Origin of the sequence: [Actinomadura] parvosata subsp. kistnae, from assembly GCF_900323885.1 — a bacterium.
Lineage (GTDB): Bacteria > Actinomycetota > Actinomycetes > Streptosporangiales > Streptosporangiaceae > Nonomuraea > Nonomuraea composti.
Map to the genome: position 1 here is coordinate 40,388 of NZ_OOHJ01000001.1, position 22,737 is coordinate 63,124.

Annotated in this window: 18 protein-coding genes and 3 pseudogenes; 11 read left to right on the forward strand and 10 right to left on the reverse strand. The window is 73.9% G+C overall.

Annotated features, from left to right (window positions below; all coding sequences use genetic code 11):
- Window positions 1-100 precede the first annotated feature (100 nt).
- Window positions 101-1,033, forward strand: a complete 933-nt coding sequence (locus KIS93_RS00185) for a GNAT family N-acetyltransferase (RefSeq protein ID WP_080040338.1) — start codon at window positions 101-103, stop codon at window positions 1,031-1,033.
- A gap of 16 nt (window positions 1,034-1,049) precedes the next feature.
- On the opposite strand, the gene KIS93_RS67185 is transcribed toward KIS93_RS00185, so the two are convergent.
- The 7 genes and pseudogenes from KIS93_RS67185 to KIS93_RS00220 all read right to left on the reverse strand — a co-directional run bounded on the left by KIS93_RS67185 (window position 1,050) and on the right by KIS93_RS00220 (window position 8,924).
- Window positions 1,050-2,336, reverse strand: a complete 1,287-nt coding sequence (locus KIS93_RS67185) for an AAA family ATPase (RefSeq protein ID WP_268966985.1) — start codon at window positions 2,334-2,336, stop codon at window positions 1,050-1,052.
- Entirely contained in the window at window positions 2,333-3,760 is a 1,428-nt protein-coding gene (locus KIS93_RS00195) for a hypothetical protein (protein ID WP_080040336.1), read from the reverse strand. Before KIS93_RS00195 ends, KIS93_RS67185 begins: the two co-directional genes overlap by 4 nt.
- Before the next feature lie 97 nt (window positions 3,761-3,857).
- On the reverse strand, window positions 3,858-4,988 hold the full coding sequence (locus KIS93_RS00200; RefSeq protein WP_080040335.1) for a hypothetical protein: 1,131 nt from the start codon (window positions 4,986-4,988) through the stop codon (window positions 3,858-3,860).
- Complete coding sequence (locus tag KIS93_RS00205; protein WP_080040334.1) at window positions 4,985-5,779, reverse strand: hypothetical protein; 795 nt, start codon at window positions 5,777-5,779, stop codon at window positions 4,985-4,987. The genes KIS93_RS00200 and KIS93_RS00205 overlap by 4 nt, the downstream gene beginning before the upstream one ends.
- An 84-nt stretch (window positions 5,780-5,863) precedes the next feature.
- Window positions 5,864-6,541 carry a class I SAM-dependent methyltransferase gene (locus tag KIS93_RS00210; RefSeq protein ID WP_080040333.1) on the reverse strand — a complete coding sequence of 226 codons (678 nt, stop codon included), beginning with the start codon at window positions 6,539-6,541 and terminating at the stop codon, window positions 5,864-5,866.
- 103 nt (window positions 6,542-6,644) lie between these two features.
- A complete protein-coding gene (locus tag KIS93_RS68705; RefSeq protein WP_080040332.1) occupies window positions 6,645-7,145 on the reverse strand; it encodes an ATP-binding protein in 501 nt (166 codons plus the stop codon).
- A gap of 70 nt (window positions 7,146-7,215) precedes the next feature.
- Window positions 7,216-8,924: pseudogene (locus tag KIS93_RS00220) on the reverse strand (NAD-dependent malic enzyme).
- A gap of 149 nt (window positions 8,925-9,073) precedes the next feature.
- On the opposite strand from KIS93_RS00220, the pseudogene KIS93_RS68710 reads away from it, so the two are divergent.
- Both KIS93_RS68710 and KIS93_RS00230 read left to right on the forward strand, forming a co-directional pair.
- Window positions 9,074-9,223: pseudogene (locus tag KIS93_RS68710) on the forward strand (PAS domain-containing protein); the annotation flags it as partial.
- A 544-nt stretch (window positions 9,224-9,767) separates the two neighbouring features.
- Window positions 9,768-11,555: a SpoIIE family protein phosphatase gene (locus KIS93_RS00230; protein WP_222107147.1), complete on the forward strand. Its 1,788-nt coding sequence runs from the start codon at window positions 9,768-9,770 to the stop codon at window positions 11,553-11,555.
- A 28-nt stretch (window positions 11,556-11,583) separates the two neighbouring features.
- Here the strand turns inward: KIS93_RS00230 and manD are convergent, their stop codons facing one another.
- The 3 genes from manD to KIS93_RS00245 are packed head-to-tail and all read right to left on the reverse strand — an operon-like array spanning window position 11,584 to window position 15,883.
- The gene (gene manD / locus KIS93_RS00235) at window positions 11,584-12,792 is read right to left on the reverse strand and encodes a D-mannonate dehydratase ManD (RefSeq protein ID WP_080040330.1); all 1,209 of its coding nucleotides are present in this window, start codon (window positions 12,790-12,792) and stop codon (window positions 11,584-11,586) included.
- Window positions 12,789-14,714 carry a cellulase family glycosylhydrolase gene (locus KIS93_RS00240; protein ID WP_222107148.1) on the reverse strand — a complete coding sequence of 642 codons (1,926 nt, stop codon included), beginning with the start codon at window positions 14,712-14,714 and terminating at the stop codon, window positions 12,789-12,791. The genes manD and KIS93_RS00240 overlap by 4 nt, the downstream gene beginning before the upstream one ends.
- A 14-nt stretch (window positions 14,715-14,728) precedes the next feature.
- On the reverse strand, window positions 14,729-15,883 hold the full coding sequence (locus tag KIS93_RS00245; RefSeq protein ID WP_186403491.1) for an ROK family transcriptional regulator: 1,155 nt from the start codon (window positions 15,881-15,883) through the stop codon (window positions 14,729-14,731).
- Window positions 15,884-16,078: 195 nt separating this feature from the next.
- Between KIS93_RS00245 and KIS93_RS00250 the strand changes: the two genes are divergently transcribed.
- From KIS93_RS00250 to KIS93_RS64300, 8 genes and pseudogenes are all read left to right on the forward strand, one after another.
- A complete protein-coding gene (locus KIS93_RS00250; protein WP_222107149.1) occupies window positions 16,079-17,080 on the forward strand; it encodes an ABC transporter substrate-binding protein in 1,002 nt (333 codons plus the stop codon).
- Window positions 16,966-17,406 (forward strand): type 2 periplasmic-binding domain-containing protein, encoded by a 441-nt coding sequence (locus KIS93_RS64290; RefSeq protein WP_420895842.1) that lies wholly within the window; start codon window positions 16,966-16,968, stop codon window positions 17,404-17,406. Before KIS93_RS00250 ends, KIS93_RS64290 begins: the two co-directional genes overlap by 115 nt.
- A complete protein-coding gene (locus tag KIS93_RS00255) occupies window positions 17,403-18,326 on the forward strand; it encodes a carbohydrate ABC transporter permease (protein WP_080040327.1) in 924 nt (307 codons plus the stop codon). Before KIS93_RS64290 ends, KIS93_RS00255 begins: the two co-directional genes overlap by 4 nt.
- Entirely contained in the window at window positions 18,323-19,252 is a 930-nt protein-coding gene (locus KIS93_RS00260; protein ID WP_080040326.1) for a carbohydrate ABC transporter permease, read from the forward strand. The genes KIS93_RS00255 and KIS93_RS00260 overlap by 4 nt, the downstream gene beginning before the upstream one ends.
- 260 nt (window positions 19,253-19,512) lie before the next feature.
- Window positions 19,513-20,673, forward strand: coding sequence for an inositol-3-phosphate synthase (locus KIS93_RS00265; RefSeq protein WP_080040325.1), 1,161 nt, complete (start codon window positions 19,513-19,515; stop codon window positions 20,671-20,673).
- 718 nt (window positions 20,674-21,391) lie between these two features.
- A pseudogene (locus KIS93_RS68715) lies at window positions 21,392-22,138 on the forward strand (SCO3242 family prenyltransferase); the annotation flags it as partial.
- 74 nt (window positions 22,139-22,212) lie between these two features.
- Window positions 22,213-22,437 carry a UbiA prenyltransferase family protein gene (locus tag KIS93_RS62890; protein ID WP_222107153.1) on the forward strand — a complete coding sequence of 75 codons (225 nt, stop codon included), beginning with the start codon at window positions 22,213-22,215 and terminating at the stop codon, window positions 22,435-22,437.
- A complete protein-coding gene (locus KIS93_RS64300; RefSeq protein WP_246005144.1) occupies window positions 22,434-22,724 on the forward strand; it encodes a hypothetical protein in 291 nt (96 codons plus the stop codon). The genes KIS93_RS62890 and KIS93_RS64300 overlap by 4 nt, the downstream gene beginning before the upstream one ends.
- Window positions 22,725-22,737 lie beyond the last annotated feature (13 nt).

Genomic DNA, 22,737 nt, shown 5'->3' on the forward strand with positions numbered 1-22,737 from the left:
CGCCGGCCGCCGGCTGAAAGCGGGGGAGAGGGCCGTCACCCCGGCCGCCGGCGGAAAAAGGGGAGGCGCCGGACCGGACGCCTCCACCACAATCCTGGTCATGCACACCATCCGCCGGCCGCGCGTGGACGACGCCGCGGCCATCCACGAGCTCGTCGCGGCGTCCGACACGGCCGTCATCGGCGCCCCCGACTCCACGCTGGAGGACATCGCCGACGAGCTCGTGGAGCCGGGCTTCGACCGCGACAGAGACGGCTGGCTCGCCCACGACGCCGACGGCCGGCTCGACGGCTGGGCCTGGGCCTGCCGCAACGGCGACAGCGACCTCGTGGACGTGGAGGTCGTCGTCCGCCCCGGCGTGAGCGGCCTGGCCGGCGAGCTGTGGCCCGCCGTCCTCGCCCGCGCCGCCGAGCTGGGCAAGGAACGCGGCCACGACGCCGTCACGCTGCACACCGGCGTCTACCGTACGGACGAGGCCAAGCGGGCACGGGTCGAGGCCCTGGGCTTCGCGCCCGGCACGAGCTTCCACCGCATGCGCATCGACCACGACGGCCCGGTGGAGGCGCCCGAGCCGCCCGCCGGCGTCACCCTGCACTCGGGGGAGAGCGAGGAGGTGCGGCGGGAGGCGCACCGCGTGCACCAGGAGGGGTTCGCCGAGCACTTCGGGTTCGTCCAGGTCACCTACGAGCAGTGGTACGAGCGCAGGCAGGCGGCCAGCACGACCGACTGGAGCCAGCTCACCCTGGCCCGCCTCGACGGGGAGCCCGCCGCCGTGATCATCGGCACCGACCAGTTCCTGTCGGACGAGGGCTGCGGCTACGTGGCCACGCTGGCCGTGCTGCCCGCCTGCCGGGGGCGCGGGCTCGGGCGGTTCCTGCTGCGGCACGCGTTCGCCGCCGACGCCGCGCGCGGGCGCAAGGGCACGATCCTGCACGTCGACTCCAACAACACCACGCCGGCGCTGGGGCTGTACGAGTCGGCGGGGATGCGCCAGGTCATGGCCATCGACGTCTGGCAGCGCCGCCTCCCCTAAGCGGAGCCGTTGGAGATCAGACGCGGTGCCTGGACAGGTGCTCCAGCACCGACTGGTTGGCCTCCCACCCGTCGGGGAACTTCACCGGCACGCCGAGCTGCACCGGCTCCGCCGACGGGTGCGCGTCCAGCAGCTCGGCGATGCCCGCCCTGGCCACCACCACGCACGCGTGCCGGTGCCGCGAGGCCAGCACGCACAGCCGCCCCGACTCCAGGTGGAAGGCCGTGGCGTCGCGGCGGCCCGACAGCGGGTGCAGCACGATCGTCACGTCGTACTCGCGGCCCTGCAGCCGGTTGGCGGTGTCCACGGTGATCTCCGGGGGCAGCCCGGCGGCGCGGATGGCGGCCACCTGGTCCCGGTGCGCCGCCCCGACCGCGATCCGGTCCGCCGTCACCGGCCGCTCGCCCTGCTCCGACCCGGCCACCGCGCCGCGCTGCAGCAGCCGCTCGGCCAGCAGCGCCACCGCCTGCACGGCCTCGCCGTCGGTGCGCACGGTGTGCCGGTTCGGCAGCTCCAGCAGCGCCCACCCCGACCGGGCCGCCTCCTCCAGCGCCCGGTCGTGCACGGTGCCCATGCCGCCGGTCGACAGCTCCAGCCACCGGTCGCCGTGATTGGTGCCCGAGCGGAACCCGGTGAACGGGTAGAACGCCTGCGACACCACCGGCGCCGCCGACGCGGGCAGCCGCCACGACACCGGCAGCCGGTGCACCGGCAGGTCCGGGTTGTGCCGCAGCAGCACCGACACCGCGCTCTGCAACGGGTCCCACGACAGGCCCGACCAGCGGTCGCCGTCCACGATCGAGAACGGGTCGAGCTGGCCCGGATCCCCCACGAACAGCGCCCGCTCGAACAGGCCCGCGATGCGCAGCAGCTTGTCCGAGCGCATCTGGTACGCCTCGTCCACGATCGCCCACGGCCACACCCGGTCGCCGATCCACGCCCATTTGTCGGCCGTGGCGATGACGATGTCGGGGTCGCCGAGATCCTGGATGCGGGTGCCGACGCGGACGCCGGGCAGCTCGAGCATGCGCAGCGGCGGCACGTACCCGCCGGCCGACAGGCGGCCCACGGTCAGGTGCGGGTGCTTGTCGCTGATCCGGGCCACCAGGTCGTCGACCTGCTCGTTGGTCTGCGCCACGATCATCAGCGGCTCGCCGGTGGCCGCGATGTGTGCCGCCGCGCGTACGACCAGCGTGGACTTGCCCGCTCCCGGCGGGGAGTCGACCACCACGCCGCGGTGGCGGGGCAGGTCGGCCAGCACGTTCCTGATGACCTGCTCCGGCGCGAGCTGCTCCGTGGTCACGACCACTCCTCCTGGGCGTCCTCGTCGTCGGGCACGTACTCCTGCGGCGGGCCGCCGTGCGTCCACGGCGTGGCCTCGGGCTCGGGCAGCGCGGGCGAGCCCTGGAAGTCGTCGGTCAGGGAGGTGTAGCAGACCCGCTCGCCGACCTCCGGCACGGCGCCGGGCGCGGCGGTCCTGCCCCGGCCCATCCCCTTCGTGATCTTGAGGGTGACCAGGCCCTCGGCCGCCTCCACCAGCTCGGCGCCCTGGCTGCGGCGCTGCGGGGTGCCGAGCGTGGTGCCCGGCGGCAGGCGTACCGGATCGTCGGTCTTGATCACCACCAGCGGGCGGAGCTTGCGCGAGCGGCCCTCGCCCTCGGTGTTGTCGGGCACCGTCTCGATCACCTCGCCCGCGAACGCCTCGCCGGTCAGCCGGTACTCGGCCATCACCAGCGGGTCGTCGTAGGCGCGCTGCACGTCGTAGGCGGCCTGGGCGCGCTCCATGCGGGCCAGCCGCGCCGCCGCGGCCACCGCGCCGTCGCGCCGCGCCTGCGGCGGCGCGCCCTCGGCGATGTGCACCGCCATGCCGCTGAACGAGCCGCGGTCCTGCTCCCACCGCTGCGCCACGCTCGCGCCCTCCGGCAGCGCCGCCAGCAGGTCGATCGCCTGCCACATGAGCCGCCAGGTGGGTTCGAGCTGGGTACGCAGCGCCTCGGTGACGCGCTCGGCCGACCCGCTCTCCATCGCGGGCGCCAGCACCTCCGCGTCGAACCCCGGGTCCGTGGCCGGGCCCGCCGGCGGCCAGATCAGCGGATCCTCCGCCTCGTCCGTGGGCCCCGTGGTGATCCACGCGAGCAGCGCGGCCAGGTTCGCGTCCTCCAGCGAGCTCTGCCCGCTGGCCCAGTGGCGGCCCAGCTCCTCCGTGGCGGCCAGCATCAGCGACGAGCCCGGGTACGCCGCCCGCTCCCCGAGATACGTCAGCCACCGGCCCAGCAGCGGCACCGACTCCGGCACCGGGTAGGGGCCGTCGGTGCGGCGGAAGCGGGTCGAGCGGCCGAGCAGCCGCGTGAAGGCCACGCCGCCCTGGTTCGGGACGATGAGCTGCGGCGCGTCGATCGCCCGCTCGTACGGGTCGGTGTTCTTGCGCTCCACCGTCTCGGTGTCGTTCATGAAGCCCTCGATGTAGGGCAGCAGCACCTCCGCCACCTGCGCGGCCCAGGCGAAGCGCAGGTCGCGGTTGCGCGGCTGCGTCACCACGAGCAGCGCCGGATCGGCGCGGTCGGTGCCGAGCATCGCGGCCAGCGGCGCGGCGGCCTCGCCCGACAGCTTCAGCGGGATGAACACCATCGGGCGCGCCGACAGGTGGCAGTGCCGGACGGTCGCGACGGGCTGCGCGATGCCCTCGTCGAGGGCGCGCAGCCGGGCGAGCGAGGTCAGCAGGCTCATGTCGGGCTTCTCCGCGGCAGGCGGACGGTCGGCGGGATCATCGCGGGCCTCTCCGCGACTGGCGTGATCATCGCGGGCTTCTTCGCGGCGGGCGGGGTCAATTCAGGCACTCCCTGCGCAGGCGTTCGGCGTTGCGGAGCAGCCGGGCGATCTCCTCCTGGCCCTCGGCCGGGTCGCGGGACCCGTCGGCCAGGCCCAGCGCCTCGGCCACCGACGCGACCCCGCCCAGCTCGTCGCGCACCTGCCGGCCCAGCAGGTCGGAGGCGCCCTCCTGGCGGGCCTCGTCGCGGCAGAAGAAGCACAGGTCGCACGTGGACAGGCAGTCGGGCGCGTACCGGGCGGTGGTCCTGTGCAGCGCGTCGGCCAGCTCGGCCACCGGCCTGGTGGGCCGGCCGTCCTCGTCGGGCAGCAGGTCGAAGCTGAGGTCGTCGGGCAGCCCTTCGAGCAGCCGGTCGAGCGTGGTCATCCGGGCGAGCTGGCGGCGCAGCACCGCGAGCTGCTTGCGCACGTCGACCAGGGTCGCGACCGGCCGGTTGGCGAAGTTCTCCGGGCAGACCAGCACCACGTCGTGCGACACCTTCAGCGGGTCGTGGCCCAGCTCCTCCAGCAGGTTGCGCAGCGCCAGCACGTAGACCGCAGCCTGCCGGGCCGCCGCCGCCACCGCGGCCGGGTCGGCCTGCCCGTCGATCACCGCGAACGACTTGATCTCCACGATGTGGAAACGCCCGCCGAGCTGGAAGGCCACGACGTCGGGCTCCAGGTACGCGGTGTGCCCGGCGATGCGCAGGCTCAGCAGCGGATGGTCGTACAGGGTGCCGGCGTCGTGGCCCTCGCGCGCCGCCCGGTCGAACAGCGCCTTGGTGTGGGCGTGCCGCAGGTGCGCGCCGACGTTCTCCACGTCGTGGTAGGACACCTCGGCGACGGGCAGGCCGAGCACCTCGCGCAGCATGCGCAGCAGCTCCGCGCAGCCGTCGGCCTTGACCAGCGCCTCGAACATGTTGCCGCGCGTGATCGCGAACGGCGACTGGCCGAACGGAGCCGGGAAGCCGAGGTGCCGGGCGGCGGCGTCCTTGTCGATGCCGGCGCCGTCCATCAGCGCACGGCGCGCGCAGCCCGGGTTCGCGGCCAGGGCCGCGATGGCGCGCGCGTCGTGCGGCTGCTGCGGCGTCGTGCCCCGCAACGCGTCCAGCCGGTGGACGTGGTCGCCTTCCCGCTTCAAGCCGCTCACTTGGCGTTCTCCTTCTTGATCGTGCTCAGCGTAGCGGCGCCGAACAGCCGCGCGGCGTCACCGAGCTGTGCGGTGGCGCGTTCTGCCAGCTCGGCGCGATCCCGCGTGTCGCGCTCCGCGTGCACGAGCAGCTCCGCGCGGGCCGCCGCGGCCACCCGGCCGGGGTCGGGCGGGCCCAGCGTGCCGTCGGTGGCGCCGGGGATGTTCCTGGCCATCCGCACCAATAAGCGCAGGGCCCGCTCGTCGTCGGAGTCGCGCTCCTCGATGGCGGTGGCGGTGGCGATGGCGCAGGTGAGGAAGTCGACGCGGGGGCTCAGCGGGCCGACCACGCGCCGCTCCAGCGGCCACGTGCTCAGCGTGAGCAGGCCGCGGGCGGGGGAGAGCCGGTCGGTGAGCGCCGCGCACAGGTAGTACGGGCGGCCGAAGGGAGAGGAGCGGAACGAGCGCTCCTCGTCCCTGCGCAGGCTGGTGAGCTGGCTGCTGCGGATCGTGCCGCCGAAGAACGCGTCGCTGACGGCCACGATCAGCCGGGGCTGGGCGGCCGCTCCCAGGAGCCGCAGCCCCTGGTGGACCTGCTCGCGCACGGTGACCAGGGCGGCCTTCTGCGGCTGCGGCTCCTCCTTGGCCTGGGGCGGCCGGCCGCTGACCAGGGCGTCCCAGGCGCGCTCGGCGCTGCGCAGCTCGGCGCGCAGGACGCGGGCCGTCGCGCCGTCCCTGACCCGCATCGCCTTGCGCACGCCGGCCCGCAGCTCGTCGATCCGCCGTTCGAGATCGTCCAGCCGGTCACTCATGGCGCGACTGTACCAGCAGTCCCAGTATTTTCCAGTATTTCGGGGCAGATTCGATCTACATCGTAAAGGCGCCCGGCTGGAAGATCACGCCGGGACGGCCACCACCCACGTGCGGTCCTCGGTGAGAAAGCGGTCCAGCCGCAGCCCCTCCGCCTCCAGCGCGGCGGCGAGGTCGTCGTCGGTGAGCCGCTTGGAGGAGAACGACTGCGTCCACACGCGGTCGTCGCCGTGCGCGTACCGCATCGTGGCGTGGAAGACGCCCGGCGACACCTCCTCGACGGCCGCCATCGTGATCGAGATGTCGCCGTCGGTGCGGCCCATCCCCACGTGCCAGCGGTCGTGCGCCTCGGCGGGCATCCACTGGATCAGCACCGCCCCGCCCGGCTTGACGTGCCGCGCGCACGCAGCCAGCAGCGCCTGCCGGGCGGCGTCGTCGGCCGTGTTCACGAGCTGGGAGGCCAGCATGACCGTGTCGAAGCGCTCGCCGAGCCGCAACTCCTCCACGCGCGCCACCACCGTGCGCGCGCCGCGCACCAGCGCCAGCATCTCGGGGGACTCGTCCACGGCCACGACCTCGAAGCCGAGGTCGACGAGAGGGTGCGTGACCCGGCCGACGCCCGCGCCCAGCTCCAGGACGGAGCCGCCGGGCGGGGTGACACCGGCGACGAGGTCGGGCTCGCCGCCGGGCCGGAGCAGGGAGTAGAAGTCCACAGGGGATCCGTCGGGGGTGATCGGGCCGGGGCCCGTGCCTGCGTTCCGCATACGTCGAACCTAGCTCCGGATCACGGGGTCGAGCGGGCGATCTGACCCGGGGGCGCTGCCGGCGGGTGTCGCCCTGAGTGGCCGGCCGCGCAGCGGGAGGCCGTCAGTGGGAGGCCGGTTGCCGCTGGTCGTCGTCGTGCCAGTCGTCGTCGTGCCAGCCGTCGAGCTGGTCGTGGTTTCCGGCGGAGTGCCGGTCGCCGCTTCCGGCCGGGTGGCGCTCGCGCACGCGCAGGCTCAGCAGCGAGCCGTGCTCGGTCCGTTCGAGGACGACCTCGTCGCAGAGGTTCTGGATCACCCACAGGCCGTAGCCGTGCGAGGCGGTGTGGTCGAGGCCGGCCGAGGCGAGGTGGTCGTGCGTCAGCAGGCCGGCGAAGTCGAGGATGTCCACGACGACCTGGCCGCGCTCGGCCCGCGCCGTGACGACGCCGGCCTTGCCGCCGTGGTCCAGCACGTTGGTGACGGCCTCGTTCACGGCCAGCACCAGATCCTCGAGCCGCCGCTCGGACAGCCCGCTGTGGCGGCCGTGCAGGCGCACCAGATCGCGGATCAGGCCGAGGTCGGCCGTGATCGGACACCGTAGTTCGAACTCGAACACCATGACCATTCTGCCCGCCGAGGGCCGGGAGGAGTCCGCGGGCCCTGTCCCAGCTTTCCACGCTGGAGATCGGCAAACGTCAGCGCCTCTCGCGGCTCCCGCCGGAGGCCGGCCGGTAGCGCGGCTGCCACATCGCGTCCTGCACCTGCTGGACGGGATTGCCCAGCTCGGCGCGGGCCAGCCCCTCCTCCGCCGCCCGCCTGGCCACCGCGACGGCGACCGTGGCGGAGACCACACGCAGATTCTCCACCTCCGGCAGCAGCGACGCGCCCGGCGCCGACACGTCCACCATGCCCGCGACCGCCTCGGCGGCGGCCTGGAGCATGCCGTCACTGACCCGGCGCGCCCGCGACACCACCACGCCCAGGCCCACCCCCGGATACAGCAGCGCGTTGTTGGCCTGCCCGATGACGTGCCGGACGCCGCCGCACGAGATCGGCTCGAACGGCACGCCCGTGGCCACCAAGGCATGGCCGCCGGTCCAGGCGAGCAGGTCCTCCGGCGGGCCTCCATGCGCTCGGTCGGGTTCGACAGGGGGAAGACGATCGGCCGCTCCGTCTTCATGGAGCGCACGACGTCCTCGGTGAACGCGCCGCGCACCGTGGACGTCCCCAGCAGCACCGTCGGCTGGACGCGGGCGACCACCTCCGCCAGGCCGATGCCGCCGCCCTCGTCCCTGTCCCAGCCCTCGACCTCCGAGGAGGGGCGGGCGTAGGGGCGCTGGAAGTCGCGCAGGCCGCCCACGTCGAGCGTCAGCAGGCCCTGCTTGTCCACCGCCCAGACGCGGCGGACGGCCTCCTCCTCGTCCAGGCCGTCGCGCCTCATCGCGTCCCTGAGCTGGTCGGCGATGCCGATCCCGGCCGTGCCCGCGCCGAACACGACAATCCGCTGCTCCCGCATCCGCTCCCCGGTCACCCGGATCGCGCCCAGCAGGGCCGCCAGCACGATCGCGCCCGTGCCCTGCATGTCGTCGTTGAACGTCGGGATACGGTCCGTGTAGCGCTCCAGGATGCGGCGGGCGTTCGACGGGCCGAAGTCCTCCCAGTGCAGCAGCGCGTGCGGGAACAGGCGGGTGGCCGCCGAGACGTACGCCTCGATGAAGGCGTCGTAACGGGCGCCGCGCACCCGCGCGTGCCGCTCGCCCACGTAGAACGGGTCGTTGAGCAGCGCCTCGTTGTCGGTGCCGACGTCCAGCGCCACCGGGACCACCCGGGCCGGGTCGATCCCCGCCGCCGCCGTGTAGACGGCCAGCTTGCCCGCCGCGATGCCCGCCCCGCCGCCCAGGCCCCAGTCGCCGATGCCGAGGATCTGCTCCGCGTCGGACGCCACGATCAGGTCCACGTCGCCCTCGCCGAGGCCGAAGTTGCGGAACGCGCGCTCGATGCCGTCCACGTCGTCGATCGACAGGTAGACGCCACGGGGGCGGCGGTACTCGCGGCTGTAGTTCTCGATCACCTGGGCGATCGTGGGGTCGTACACGATGGGCAGCAGTTCCCGCAGGTGGTCGCTCAGCACCCGGTAGAACAGCACCTCGTTGCGGTCCTGGAGGCCCGCCAGGAAGATGTTCTTGGCCAGGTCTGAGGGCTGGCGGCGGTACTGCTCGTACGCGCGGGCCGCCTGCTCGTGCAGGCTCTCCACCACCGGCGGGATCAGGCCGTCCAGGCCCAGGCTCTCCCGCTCCTCCTCGGTGAACGCGGTGTCCTTGTTCAGCAGCGGGTCCTCGAGCACGGCGGGAAGGCGGCGGCCGTGCTTCGGGTCGTGGTGGGGCGCGGGTTCATGGTGGGCCATGCGGTGCGGGCTGCCCCGCGCGGGCAAGGCTGACGCCGCATATGCGTTTATGTCCGGACAAGGCTTGGTCAAGGGGGAATGCCGGTACGGCGGCGTGGTTATTTTGGGGAGGGGTGAGGCTCGTTTCCCGAGCACGGATGGGTGATGACATGAGCGCACCCGGCAAGGGGCCGCGCGGAGTGGTCCCGGCGGTCGCCGTGATCGACGGCGAGGGGGTCCTGATCGGCTGGACGCGGGCCGCCGAGGAGCTCACCGGCTACCCCGGCGCCGACGTCCTCGGCCGCCCCGCCACCCTGCTCCTCCAACCCGACCCCACCACCCCACCCCGCGACCGACCCCCACGGCCCCCGAGCCCGGCACCCCGAGGACGCCGCACCCCAGCCCAGCGCGCTTGCGAGCAGCGCGCCGCAGCCCAGCGCGGTGGAGGGTGGCGCGGCCGGGCGCGAGGGCCGGGGAGGGCGCGGCGGAGGAGGCGGCGGCGCCCGCGAGCAGCGCGCCCCAGCACAGCACGCCCCAGCCCGGCGCGCCTGCGAACAGCGCGCCTCAGCGCAATGCGCCCCAGCACAGCGCGCCCGCGCGCGGCGCGTCTGGGGAGGGCGGGCCGGAGGACGCGGCGCCCGCGAGCAGCGCGCCGCAGCACAGCGCGGCGGGCGCGGCGCTGCGGGCGCGGTGTGGGCGGGCGCGAGGGCCGGGGGAGGGCGCGCCGGAGGATGTGGCGCCCGCGAGCAGCGCGCCGCCGCACAGCGCGCCCCAGCACAGCGTGCCCGAGGGCGGTGGGTCGGGTGGGAGGGGGATACCGGGATACCGGCGGGTGGGCCGGATGCGCGGGCCGGGCTGGTGGAGGTGCGCAGGCGGGACGGGGCCCGGGTCGTCGTGCGGGTCGAGGTCGCGCCCCTGGCCACCGAGAGGGCCGGCGAGTCCTGGCTGGTCTCGGCCATCCCCGCCGCCGACGACCTGTCCGGAGGCACCGGCTCCCTGCTGGAGTCGCTCATCGCCCACTTCCCCGTCGCGATGGCCATCTGGGACACGGACCTGCGCTGCGTGTGGCTGAACGGGGCGGCGGAGCGCCTGGAGCGGGTCTTCCCGCACTACCACCTCGGCCGTTCCCTGACCGACCCCGTCCCGGGCGTGGACACGGAGGCGGCGCAGGAGGCGATGCGCAGGGTGATCGCCGACGGCACCCCGATGATCGACCGTGAGGCGCGCTGGGCGGCGCCGGACGGGAGCGAGGCGCTGACGTTGTCGACGTCGCTGTTCCGCCTGGAGGGCGTGAGCGGCCGCCCGCTGGGCGTGTGCTCGCTGGCCCTGGACATCAGCCACAGCAGGGCGCGGGACCGCCTGGCCCTGCTGCGCGAGGCGAGCGTGCGGATCGGCAGCACGCTCGACATCAGGAAGACCGCGCAGGAGCTGGCCGACCTGGCGGTCCCGGTGCTGGCGGACTACGTGACGGTGGACCTGTCGGAGGAGACGCTGCCGGACGCCGAGCCGTTGCAGCGGCTGCCGGCCACGGAGGCGAGCATCCCGGTGTTCCGGCGGGCGGGCGTGGCGTCGGTCCACGACGGGGTGCCGGAGTCGTTGTGGCCGCTGGGGGCGGCGGTGTTCGTGCCGCCGGACTCGCCGTTCACGAAGGTGCTGGCCTCGCGGCGGCCGCACTTCGAGGCGGTGCTGGACACCTCGCCGGGCTCGTGGCTGGATCAGGACCCGGACCGGGCGCGGATCATCCACGGCACCGGCATGCACACGCTGATCATCGTCCCGCTGGAGGCGCGCGGCGACATCCTGGGCGTGGCCGTGTTCGTCCGCAACGCCAACCCCGCCCCGTTCACCAGGGACGACCTGGTCCTGGCGGAGGAGCTGGTCGCGCGGGCGGCGCTGAGCCTGGACAACGCGCGCCGCTACACGCGCGAGCGCACCACGGCGCTGGCGTTGCAGCGGGAGCTGCTGCCGCGCGAGCTGTGCGGCGGCAGCGCGGTCGAGGTGGCCTCCAGGTATCTGCCGTCGGCGGTGCACGAGGGCGTCGGCGGCGACTGGTACGACGTCATCCGCCTGCCGGGCCCCAGGATCGCGCTGGTGGTGGGCGACGTGACGGGGCACGGCATCAACGCCGCCGCCACGATGGGCCGCCTGCGCACCGCCGTGCGTACCCTCACGTACCTGGAGCTGCCCCCTGACGAGCTGCTGGCGCACCTCGACCGGCTGGTGGCCGACGAGTCGTGCGGCGACCTCGACGCCGCAGGCGCCACCTGCCTGTACGCCGTCTACGACGCGGCGACCAGGCGCTGCACCATGGCGGCCGCCGGGCATCCGCCGCCCGCGGTGGTGGCGCCGTCGGGCGAGGTGACGTTCCCGGCGCTGCCCAGCGGCACCCCGATCGGCCTGGGGATGGGCGCGTTCGAGTCGCACAGCCTCGATCTCGACGCGGGCACCCTGCTGGCCCTCTACACCGACGGCCTGATCGAGACCCGGCAGGCCGACCTGGACGCGGGCATGGCCCGGCTGGGCTCGGCCCTGGCGGGCGCGGTGCGGATGCCGACGCTGGAGGGCCTGTGCGCCGCCGTGGTGGGCGCGATCGTGGGCGACGGCCCGGCCGAGGACGACGTCGCCCTGCTCATGGCCCGCACCCGCGCGTGACGGGCGCGGGCGCTCACCGGTCGAACGCTCACCAGTTGGACATGGTGCCGTCCTCCAGCCGGCTGACCGGCAGGTACGCCCGCCGGTACGGGAACCGCTCCGCCAGGTCGTCCCGGTAGTCCACGCCGAGCCCGGGCGCGTCCCCGGGATGCAGGTAACCGTCGGAGAAGGTGTAGGCGTGCGGGAAGACCTCGTCGGTCTCGGCGGTGTGCCGCATGTACTCCTGGATGCCGAAGTTCGGGACGGACAGGTCGAAGTGCAGCGCGGCGGCCATGGCGACGGGCGACAGGTCGGTGGCGCCGTGGCAGCCGGTGCGCACCTGGTGCACGTCCGCGTACGCCGCCGCGGTGCGCAGGTGGGTGATGCCGCCGCCGTGCACGACGGTCATGCGCAGGTAGTCGATGAGGTATTCGCGCAGCAGCAGCGTCGCGTCGTGGATGGTGCTGAAGATCTCCCCGACGGCGAGCGGCGTCGTGGTGTGCTGCCGGATCAGCCGGAACGCCTCCTGCTGCTCGGCGGGGGCCGCGTCCTCCAGCCAGAACAGCCGGTACGGCTCCAGGTCCCGCCCCAGCCGGCCGGCCTGGACGGGGGTGAGCCGGTGGTGGGCGTCGTGCAGCAGGCGCACCTCGTCGCCGTACTCCTGGCGCACCCGGGCGAACAGCGACGGCACGGTGGCCAGGTACTTCTCGGTGCTCCAGACGTCCTCGGCGGGCAGCCCGGCCGCGGCGGGCTCGTAGAACAGCTCGCCGCGGCCCACGCCGTACGTGCCGGTGAGCCCGGGCACCCCGGCCTGCACGCGGACCGCCTTGTACCCCATGTCCAGGTAGCGGCCGACCGCGTCCACGGCCTCGCCGGCGCTCTGGCCGCTGGCGTGCCCGTACACGAGGACGCCGGTCCTGCTGGCGCCGCCGAGCAGCTCGTAGACGGGCACGTTCAGGGCCTTGCCCTTGATGTCCCACAGCGCCATGTCGACGGCGCCGATCGCGGTCATCGTGACGGGGCCGCGCCGCCAGTAGGCGCCGCGGTAGAGGAACTGCCAGATGTCCTCGATCTGGAACGGGTTGCGCCCGATCAGGCAGGGCGCCACGTGGTCGCGCAGGTAGGAGGCGACGGCCAGCTCGCGGCCGTTGAGCGTGGCGTCGCCGAGCCCGTGCACGCCCTCGTCGGTGTGCACGCGCAGCGTCACGAAGTTGCGTCCCGGGCAGGTGACCAGCACCTCGACGTCGGTGATCCTCATGCCAGCTCCAGCACCCGCACACCGTACGGCGGCAGCTCGACGACGCTGACGGGGGCGCCGTGCTCGTCGCGCAGCGTGCCGGAGCGCACGGCCGGCGCGGCCTTGACCTCGGTGCCGGCCTGGCTGACGCACCACACGAACACGCGGCCGTCCTCGTGCCGCATGAGGGCGGCGCTGACCAGCGGCGTGTCGAACGAGACGGGCTCGTCCACGCCCGAGGCGCGGGCCAGCGCCCGGTAGAGGCGCCAGGTGGGCTCGGGGTTGACGTTCGGGGTGATCGCCGCCATGTACTCGAAGGGGTAGGCGGCCAGCACCATCCAGCCGGCGCCGACGGCGTGCCGCAGCAGCGCGGGCCGGCCGGCGTCGTCGCGGGCCAGCACCTCCGCCCCGTCGGGTTCCACCGGCAGGTACGAGCGCGCGTTCGCGTTCCCCGCCACCGGGAAGACCAGCTCGTCCCCGGCCTTCAGGTCGCCCAGCGCGGCTGTCATGGTGAGCGTGACCCGGTCGCCGGTGATGGGCTCGACCAGGCCGTACCGTGACTGCTTGCGCACCCCGAACATCGCGTCCAGGCCGGGCCACCAGGAGCCGCGCTGGTAGGCGTGCTCGCCCGCGAACCAGGAGGCGTACACGGTGGCGCCGTCGCGGGCCCGCTCCAGCAGCGCCCGCCAGCCGGGCGCGGTGAGCTGCTTGGCCGACGGCAGCAGGTACAGCAGGCAGTCGTCCGGGATGCCGTCCTTCTCCCTGGCCACGCCGACGGCCAGGTCGGCCTCGCGGGCCGCCACGTACGCCTGCCGGCACACGTCGAAGACGACCGTGGCGTCCTGGGGGTGCGTGAACGGGTACCCGCTCTCCAGGTACGACGAGACGACCAGCGCCGCCCGCGCGTCGGGCCGGGAGCAGCGCGCCAGGTCCACCCGCTCGATCAGGGCGGCGAAGTCGCGCACCTCCAGGGCCTGCGCCTTGGGCCGCCCGGCCGCGTCCACCAGCCCGAAGTGCATCTCGAACGGGTGGTGGCTGTAGGGCTCGTCCTGCCACAGGTCGTCGTAGTCGGTGTTGTTCCAGGTCAGCCAGCCGCTCGCGCCGGCGAGCAGGGTGTTGTGCAGGACCTGACGGTAGTAGTGGGCGGCGTCGGCCTCGCTGGTGTAGTCGCTGGTGAGGCCGAACTCCTCCATGATCACCGGCTTGCCGCCGAGGTCGAGCAGCTCGCACACGAACGCCGCGCCGAGATGCCGGCGTACGGGGTCGGTCTCCATGCGGTAGACGTGCGGGCCGAGGAAGTCGACCAGCCCGGCCAGCTCGCGCACGCGGAAGCCGTTGTCGTTGCCGGTGACCTCCACGCCCCAGGCGCCGTCGCCGATCGAGACGGGCTGGGTGCCGCCGCCGGCCCGGACGGCGTCGATGAGGATCTGGGCCCAGCTCGCCACCTGCTCGTGGTCGAGCGTGCCGACGCCGCGCGAGCGCTGGTCGGCGTAGATGGGCACCTCGTTGGTCAGCAGCCAGGCGGCCACGGCCGGGTGGTCCTTGAAGCGGGCGGTCAGCTCGCGCACGTACCAGGCCTGGCGGGCCACGAACCACACGTCGCCGAACAGGTCGCGGCCCTGCCGCCAGGCGGGGTCCCAGTTCTGGCCGGACATGTGGCCGACGATGAACGTCGGGATCGTGCGCATGCCGAGCGCCTGGTGCCGGTCGAGGAAGTCGGCGTAGCGGGCGACGAGCTCCTCGTCGAGGGTGTCGGGGGTGGGCATGAAGTCGGGCCAGTAGAAGAAGCTCCTGGTGACGGTCATGCCGTGCGCGCGCATGACCGCCAGCTCCTCGGAGACGACCTCCGGGTCGTACGAGCGCCACATGCGCGGCCCGCCCGCCCTGGACCAGAAGTTGACGCCGACCCAGATGTCGCCGAGCCTGGCCGATTGCCGCTTCACCTGTGCTGTCCTCCTCAGTCGCTGCCGGTGACGAAGCTCTGGATGGCGACGACGGCGCCGCCGCGGGCCCACTCGCGGAAGTCGTCGGCCTCGACGACCACGTTCACCGAGCCCGGCACGTCGCGCCGGTTGGCCGTCACGGCCCGGCTCAGCTCGTCCTTGGCCAGGCGGGCCAGCTCCACGCCCTCGCCCGCCAGCACCACGGTCTTGACCATGGAGATCGTGGCGATCATCGCGATGAGCCTGCCCAGGGCGTGCGCGGCCTCGCGGACCAGGGCCAGGCACACCCGGTCGCCGGCCGCGGCCAGCCGCATCACCTCGTCGTAGCCGACCTCCCGCCGCAGCGCCAGCCCCGCGGCGCGCTCGATCGACCAGCTCGACAGGTACGCCGCCGCGCACCCGCGGTGCCCCTCCGGACACAGCGGCCCGCCGGGATGCAGCACCATGTGGCCGAACATGCCCAGGTCCGCCTCGGCCGCGGTCACCAGGTGGTCGTGCACGATGAGCGCGTAGCCGATGCCCGCGCCGATGGTGACCAGCGCGAAGTCGCGCAGCCCGCGCCCGGGGCCGAACCAGTGGTGCTGGTGCGCCAGCGCCGCCACGTCGTTCTTGACCACGCACGGCACACCCAGGGCGCGCTCCATGAGCGGCCGCAGCTCCACCTGCTCCCAGCCCAGGTACGGCGCGTCCACCAGCTGCTCGCCGCCGATCTGCGTCGAGGCGCGGGCGTTGCCGCCGATGGTGACACCGGCGCCGACGGGCGTGCCGGCGCCGCGCGGCAGCCCGTCCGACAGCTCGTCGAGCAGCCGCCTGGCCTGGCGGCAGACGGCCTCGGGGTCGTGGTCGGCGATCGCCTCGTCGCGGCCGGCGATCACCTCGGCCCGCAGGTCGGTGACCACCGCGTGCACGCGGTCGGCGGTCAGCTTCAGCCCCAGGAACCGGTGCTCGGCCGCGGCCACGTCGAGGGGGCGGGTCGGCCGGCCGTTGACCGGGTCGTGCACCACCTCGCCCTCCACCAGGAGGCCCGCGTCGATCAGCGGCTTGGTCAGCCGGGTCAGGCTGCCGGTGGACAGGTGCAGCGTCCTGGCCAGCGCGGTCCTGGACTGCGGGCCGTGGATGATCAGCTCCTTGACGATGGAGCGAGCGGCGTCGGGCAAGGCGTCCCACATGCCGCCCCATCTTCGGCCCCCGGCCTCCATCAGCGCCACCCTCCCGCTCTTGGTTTCGCCGCAAAGCTAACACGCCTCCCGGCGCACATAACACTCAGGAAATGTGTGCACAAGTAGTGACATGCGCCTCACTCTTTCTCTAGGTTGGCTTCCCTGCAAAGCCGACTCCGGGACTTTGTGCGGAAGGAGACGTGGATGCGTATCAGAGGGGTCCCCGGCTCGCTCGCGGCGCTCGGCCTGGCCGTCGCCCTGGCGGCCTGCTCGTCCGGCACGAACGGCGGCGGGACGGCCGCCACCCAGGCCGCCACGCAGGCCGCCGAGACCGGGCCGGTCACGCTGAACTTCTGGTGCTGGAGCGCCGGCCAGAAGGAGAAGGTCGCCGCCTTCAACAAGGCCCACCCCGACATCCAGGTCAAGCACACCGACGCGGGCGGCGGCACCGACACCGCCACCAAGCTGCTCACGGCCAGCCGCGCCGGCAACGCCCCCGACGCCACCTGCCTGGAGTACCAGACGATCCCCGCCATGATCGTCGCCGGCGCGCTGGCCGACATCTCCGCCTACACCGCCGACATCAAGGACGCCTTCACGCCCGAGGTGTGGTCGCTGACCAGCTTCGACGGCGCCGTCTACGGCGTGCCGCAGGACGTCGGGCCCATGGTCATGGTCTACAACAGGAAACGCTTCGACGAGCTGAAGATCGCCGTGCCGAAGACGTGGCAGGAGTTCGCCACCGTGGCCGCCGACGTCCGCAAGAAGGACCCCGACGCCTACCTCGCCACCTTCGCCCCCGCCGAGTTCGGCAACTTCGCCGGGCTCGCCCAGCAGGCCGGCGCCACCTGGTGGAAGGTGCAGGACCAGACCTGGACGGTCGGCATCGCCGACACCGCCTCCACCGAGGTGGCCGCCTACTGGCAGGGCCTCATCGACAAGGACCTCGTCAAGGCCGAGCCGCTGCTCACCCCCGAATGGAACAACCAGCTCAACCAGGGCAAGATCCTGAGCTGGCCGAGCGCCCTGTGGGCCCCGGCGTCCTGTACGGCATCGCCGAGAAGCAGGCCGGCGACTGGGCCATCGCGCCGCTGCCCCAGTGGACCCCGGGCGACGACCGGGTCGCCTTCCAGGGCGGCAGCGCCATCGCCGTCACCAAGAACAGCAAGCACGCCCAGGCCGCCGCCACGTTCGCCAAATGGATGAACACCGACAAGACCGCCTACGACATCCAGATCGCCGCCGGCGAGTACCCCGCGTCCCTGGCCGGCCAGCAGGCCACCACCACCAGCGAGCCGCCCAAGCTGGTGTCGGAGCAGAAGGACTACTGGCAGGTCGCCGCCAAGGCCGCCCAGCGCACCATCCCGCACATCAGCTGGGGCCCGAACGTCGGCACCGCCCAGAGCGCCTTCCAGGACGCCATGGCCGCCGCCATCCGCGACAGGACACCCCTCGTCCAGGCCCTGCAGAAGACGCAGCAGGTCGTCGTGGACGACATGAAGGCCACCGGCTTCAAGGTCGCCGGCCCGTGACGAGCCTCCAGGGTCCCCAGAGCGCCCGCCGCAGGACGCGGGCGCCGTACCTCCTCGTCGCCCCCGCGGTCCTGCTGTTCCTGGCCTTCCTCGCCGTCCCCATCGGGTACGCCGTCTACCTCAGCGCCCGCGGCCTGCGCCTGACCGGCCCCGGCATCTTCGGCACCCGCCAGGAGATCTTCGTCGGCCTCGACAACTACGCCAGGGTGCTCACTGACGCCGAGTTCTGGGCCGGGTTCGGCCGGCTCGCCCTCTACGGGCTGATCAGCGTGCCGCTCACGCTCGGGCTGGCGCTGCTGTTCGCGCTCCTGCTCGACTACGCGGGCGCCCGCGGCCGCCGCTTCGCCCGCACCGCCATCTTCCTGCCGTACGCGATCCCCGGCGTGACCGCCTCACTCCTGTGGGGCTTCATGTACCTGCCCTCCACCAGCCCCTTCAGCTACTTCACCAAGGAGCTCGGGCTGGGCGGCATCCCGTTCCTCGCCGGCGACGGCATCTACCCCTCGCTCGCCAACATCGCGATCTGGGGCGGCGTCGGCTTCAACATGATCATCATCTTCACGTCGCTGCGCGGCATCCCCGCCGAGCTGTCCGACGCCGCCCGCATCGACGGCGCCTCCGAATGGCGCATCGCCTGGCACGTCAAGATCCCGCTCGTCGCGCCCGCGCTCGTGCTCACCGGCCTGTTCGCGCTCATCGGCACCCTCCAGGTGTACGGCGAGCCGACCACGCTCGCCCCCATGACCACCGAGATCTCCCAGACCTGGGTGCCGCTCATGCACATCTACCGCGACGCGTTCATCCGCGACGACCTGCCCCTGGCCTCGGCCGCCTCCGTCATCCTCGCCGCCGGCACCCTCGTCGTGTCCGTCGTGCTGCTGAAACTCACCCAGAAGCGCGCCTCCGGAGGTCTCTCATGACCGCCGCCACCCAGACGGGCGGCCTTCGCGGGGCCGGGGCCGGGGGCGGGGCCGCCACCCGCACCGGCGGGGCCGCCCGCGGCCACCTCCTCCCGCACCAGCGCGCCAAGATCCTGCCCACCCTCGTCCTGCTCGCCGGCGCCCTCTACTGCCTGGTGCCGGTCGCCTGGGTCGTCGTCGCCGCCACCAAGTCCAGCGGCGAGCTCTTCTCCACCTTCACCTTCGCCCCCGGCACCGGCCTCCTGGACAACCTGCGCGACCTGTTCGCCTACGGCGACGGCCGCTTCCTGCTGTGGGCCGCCAACAGCACGCTGTACGCCGTCGCCGGCTCCGCCGCCTCCACCCTCATCTCGACCCTCGCCGGCTACGCCATGGCCAAGTACGACTTCCGCGGCCGTACCGTGCTCTTCTACGCCATCCTGGCCGGCGTGCTCGTGCCCGGCATGACCCTGGCCATCCCGCAGTACCTCATCATGTCCGAGACGAACCTGGTCGGCAGCTACTGGTCCGTCCTGCTGCCCAGCCTCATCTCGCCGTTCGGCATCTACCTGGCGCGCGTGTACGCGCTGTCGTCCGTCCCCGACGCCACCCTGGAGGCCGCCAGGATCGACGGGGCCAGTGAGTACCGCATCCTCGGCTCCATCGGGCTGCCCATGATGGTGCCCGGCATGGTGACGATCTTCATGCTCCAGTTCGTCGGGACGTGGAACAACTTCCTGCTGCCGTACATCATGCTGTCGGACGAATCCCGCTTCCCCATCACCGTCGGCCTCTACACCCTGCTCGCCAAAGGCTCCTCTGAGCCCGCCCTGTACGGCATCGCCATCGTCGGCGCCGCCGTGTCGGTCATCCCGCTCATCGCGCTGCTGCTCTTCCTGCAGCGCTTCTGGCGCCTCGACCTGCTCAGCGGCGGCCTCAAAGGCTGACCCGGCACGCACATCCGACCTTTAGCGCCAGAACACCCCCCGTTGCCGCTTGAATGGCGGGGCTTTCGAGCGGATCCTGGTCACAAAGTCCGATCATGACGTGTGCGGTTCCCGAACGGGGAGCCGCCCCGACCACTGTGGAGGACGCGTGACAGAGGCCGATCACGCGGTACACCGGCCGGCGGGCCATCCCGCCCTCCTCGGCCTTCGACGCTGAACCACCCCCGGGACGGCGATCGTCCCGCCGCGAAGGAGACCTCATGAGAACGGGAACCTGGCTGATCGGCGCACGCGGATCCGTCGCCGTCACGAGCATGATCGGCGCCCTCGCCGTCAGGGCGGGCCTGATCGCACCCACCGGATGCGTCCTGGAGTCGCCCGCCCTGCGCGAGCGCATCCGCCCCGGCATCGCCGACCTCGTCTTCGGCGGCCACGACGTCACCTCCGTCCCCCTGGAGAAGAAGGCCGCCGAACTGGCCGGCTCCGGCGTGGTGCCCGCCGCGCTCGCCCAGGCCGTAAAGGACGACCTGGCCGCCGTCGAGCAGCGCGTACGCCCCCTGCCCGCCGCCCCCACCCAGGCCGGCACCGCCCATGCCATCGCCGACGACCTCGACCGCTTCCGCCGACAGAACGACCTCGACCGCGTCGTCGTCATCAACGTCTCGACCACCGAACCCGCCCCCGCCCCGCACCCCGCCCACGCCTCCCTCGACGACCTGCGCGCCGCCCTCGCCGACCCCCTCTCCGCCACCGACCCTGTGCTGCCGCCCAGCTCGCTCGCCGCCTACGCCGCCCTGACCGCCGGCTGCCCGTACGTCGACTTCACCCCCTCCACCGGCGCCCGCCTGCCCGCCCTCGACGCCCTCGCCCGCGAACGCGGCCTCCCGTACGCCGGGCACGACGGCAAGACGGGCGAGACCCTGGTCAAGTCCGTGCTCGCGCCCATGTTCGCCCAGCGCAACCTCAAGGTCCGCACCTGGTCCGGCATCAACCTCCTCGGCGGCGGCGACGGCGCCAACCTCGCCCGGCCCGGCGCCAACGCCGCCAAATCCGCCAGCAAACAACGCGTCCTCCCCGAAACCCTCGGCTACCTCCCCCAGGGGGAGACCCGCATCGACTACCTCGAAGACCTGGGCGACTTCAAAACCGCCTGGGACCTGGTCACCTTCGAAGGCTTCCTCGGGACCGGCATGCGGATGGAGTTCACCTGGCACGGCTGCGACTCCGCCCTTGCCGCCCCCCTCGTCCTCGACCTCGCCCGCCTCACCGCCGCCGCCCACCACGCCGGCCGCGCGGGCCCCCTGCCCGGCCTGGCCTTCTTCTTCAAGGACCCGCTGGGGGAGGTACCGCACGGCCTCGCCGACCAGTGGCGCACCCTCTGCGACCTCGTCACCTCCCTCACCCCGGAGCCCACCCCGTGACCCCACCCTTCGGGCCCCACCCCTTACACCCCCCAACCCGACCCACGCCCGCCAGCCCCACTGGGGGCGCGGCGCGGCTGCGCGCCGGGGCCGCCCAGGACGCGACCCGGCCGCGCCCCGGCACCGCTGGAGGCACAGGACGGCAGCGCACCGGGGCCGCTGAGGGCGCGGGACGGCGGCGCGCCGGGCCCGCTCCGGACGCGCCCCGACTGCGCGCCTGGAGCCCCTCGGACGTGACCTGGCCCCGCGCCTGGGGCGTCTCAGGCGCGGCGTGGCTGGCCGCCCGGAGCGCGAGGCGGCTTCGCGGCGAGGACGCTTGGGACGCGGAGCGGCGGCGTGCCAGAGCCGTTGGGGACGTGGCGTGGCTGCGCGCCGGGGCCGCCTCGGACGCGACCCGGATGCCCGCCCGGGGCACCTCGGGCGCGGCGTGGCTGGCCGCCCGGAGCGCGAGGCGGCTGCGCGGCGGGGCCACTCGGTGGGCAGGGCGGCGGCGTGCCAGAGCCGCTTGGGACGTGGCGTTGCTGCGCGCCAGAACCGCTGGGTGCGTGACGCGGCTTCGCGCGTGGGCCGCCTCAGGCCCGGCCCGGCTGCCCGCCTGGGGTGCCTCGGGCCTGGCTCGGCCCCGCACCTGGGGCGTGATGTGGGGGCGGGGTGGGGACGTCTCGGTCGGCGGGTGTGCTCATGCCGCCGGTCGGTCCCGGGCGAGGGAGGCACGTCGATGACCGCGCTGCGGGACCTGCTGGAGCTCGTGCGGGCGCCGGCCGCGCTGTCGGTGCCCGGCGACGTGGCCGCGGGCGCCGCCGCCGGGCAGGTGCTCGGCCCCCGGACGGTCGGCCTGGCCTGCTCCTCCGTCTGCCTGTACTGGGCCGGCATGGCCGCCAACGACTGGGCCGACCGCCACCTCGACGCCACCGAACGCCCCGAGCGCCCCATCCCGTCCGGCCGGGTGAGCCCTGGCGCGGCCCTGGGCGTGGCCGTCGGCCTCACCGCCGCCGGCCTCACCACGGCCGCCCTCGCCGGCGGACGCCGGGCCCTGGCGGTCGCGGTGCCGCTGGCCGGGGCGATCTGGGCGTACGATCTGGTTGCCAAGAACACCCCCGCCGGCCCGCTCGTCATGGCGGCGTGCCGCGGCCTGGACGTGCTGCTGGGAGCGACCGCGAAACCGCCACCGCAGCGCCCCACGCCGCCGCCGCGGGGACTCGCGCTGCTACGGGGCCTCGCGCTGTCGCAGCGATCCGCACCGCCGCGGAGCCGCGCGTCATCGCGCGGGCTGGCGCTGCTCGGGCGCCTGGTCCCCGCACCTCCGGTTCCCGCGAGCCCCTCGGACGCGTTGGCCGCCGCGCTGCCCGCCGCCCTTACGATCGCCGCCCACACGTACCTCCTCACCCATCTCTCCCAGGGCGAGACCTCCGGGACGGCGCGGCGCCGCCCCGCCGTCACGCTGGCGGGCACCGTGGCGCTGGCGGCGGCCACCGCCTGCCGGCCGTCCGGCCCGGCCTCGCCCGGTCCACGCGGGGACGGGGCGGGGCCGCGCGGGCGGTGCTCGCCGCCTGGTACGCCTCCCAGTTCGGCGCCCCCCAGGCCCGCGCCGTCGCGGAGCCGTCGGCGGAGCGGGTGCGGGAGGCCGTGGCGGCCGGGATCGTCAGCCTGCCCGCTCTCCAAGGCGCCCTGGTGGCCCGGGCCGGTGCGCCCCGTGCCGGGCTGGCGCTCGCCGCGATGGTCCCGCCGGCTCGCCGGCTGGCCAGAAAGTTGTCCCCGACATGATCAGATTCGGTTACGGCACGAACGGCTTCGCCAACCACCGCCTCCCCGACGCCCTCGACATCATCGCCGACCTGGGCTACACCGGCGTGGCCCTCACCCTCGACCACCACCACCTCGACCCGTACGCCGACGGGCTGGCGGCGCGCGTGGCGAAGCTCGCCGACCGGCTGCGCACGCTCGGCCTGGGGGTGGTGATCGAGACCGGCGCCCGCTACCTGCTCGACCCCCGCCGCAAGCACGCCCCACGCTCCTGGACGACGACCGTGACCACCGCGTCGACTTCCTGAGCAGGGCCGCGGC

Coding starts and splice junctions, on each gene's coding strand:
- KIS93_RS00245 (WP_186403491.1), bottom strand. CDS start 15,883: ATGTGGGACGCCTTGCCCGACGCCGCTCGCTCCATCGTCAAGGAGCTG.
- KIS93_RS00260 (WP_080040326.1), top strand. CDS start 18,323: ATGACCGCCGCCACCCAGACGGGCGGCCTTCGCGGGGCCGGGGCCGGG.
- KIS93_RS00265 (WP_080040325.1), top strand. CDS start 19,513: ATGAGAACGGGAACCTGGCTGATCGGCGCACGCGGATCCGTCGCCGTC.
- KIS93_RS00195 (WP_080040336.1), bottom strand. CDS start 3,760: ATGAGCCTGCTGACCTCGCTCGCCCGGCTGCGCGCCCTCGACGAGGGC.
- KIS93_RS00185 (WP_080040338.1), top strand. CDS start 101: ATGCACACCATCCGCCGGCCGCGCGTGGACGACGCCGCGGCCATCCAC.
- KIS93_RS00210 (WP_080040333.1), bottom strand. CDS start 6,541: ATGCGGAACGCAGGCACGGGCCCCGGCCCGATCACCCCCGACGGATCC.
- KIS93_RS00250 (WP_222107149.1), top strand. CDS start 16,079: ATGCGTATCAGAGGGGTCCCCGGCTCGCTCGCGGCGCTCGGCCTGGCC.
- KIS93_RS00205 (WP_080040334.1), bottom strand. CDS start 5,779: ATGAGTGACCGGCTGGACGATCTCGAACGGCGGATCGACGAGCTGCGG.
- KIS93_RS64300 (WP_246005144.1), top strand. CDS start 22,434: ATGATCAGATTCGGTTACGGCACGAACGGCTTCGCCAACCACCGCCTC.
- KIS93_RS68705 (WP_080040332.1), bottom strand. CDS start 7,145: ATGGTCATGGTGTTCGAGTTCGAACTACGGTGTCCGATCACGGCCGAC.
- manD (WP_080040330.1), bottom strand. CDS start 12,792: ATGAGGATCACCGACGTCGAGGTGCTGGTCACCTGCCCGGGACGCAAC.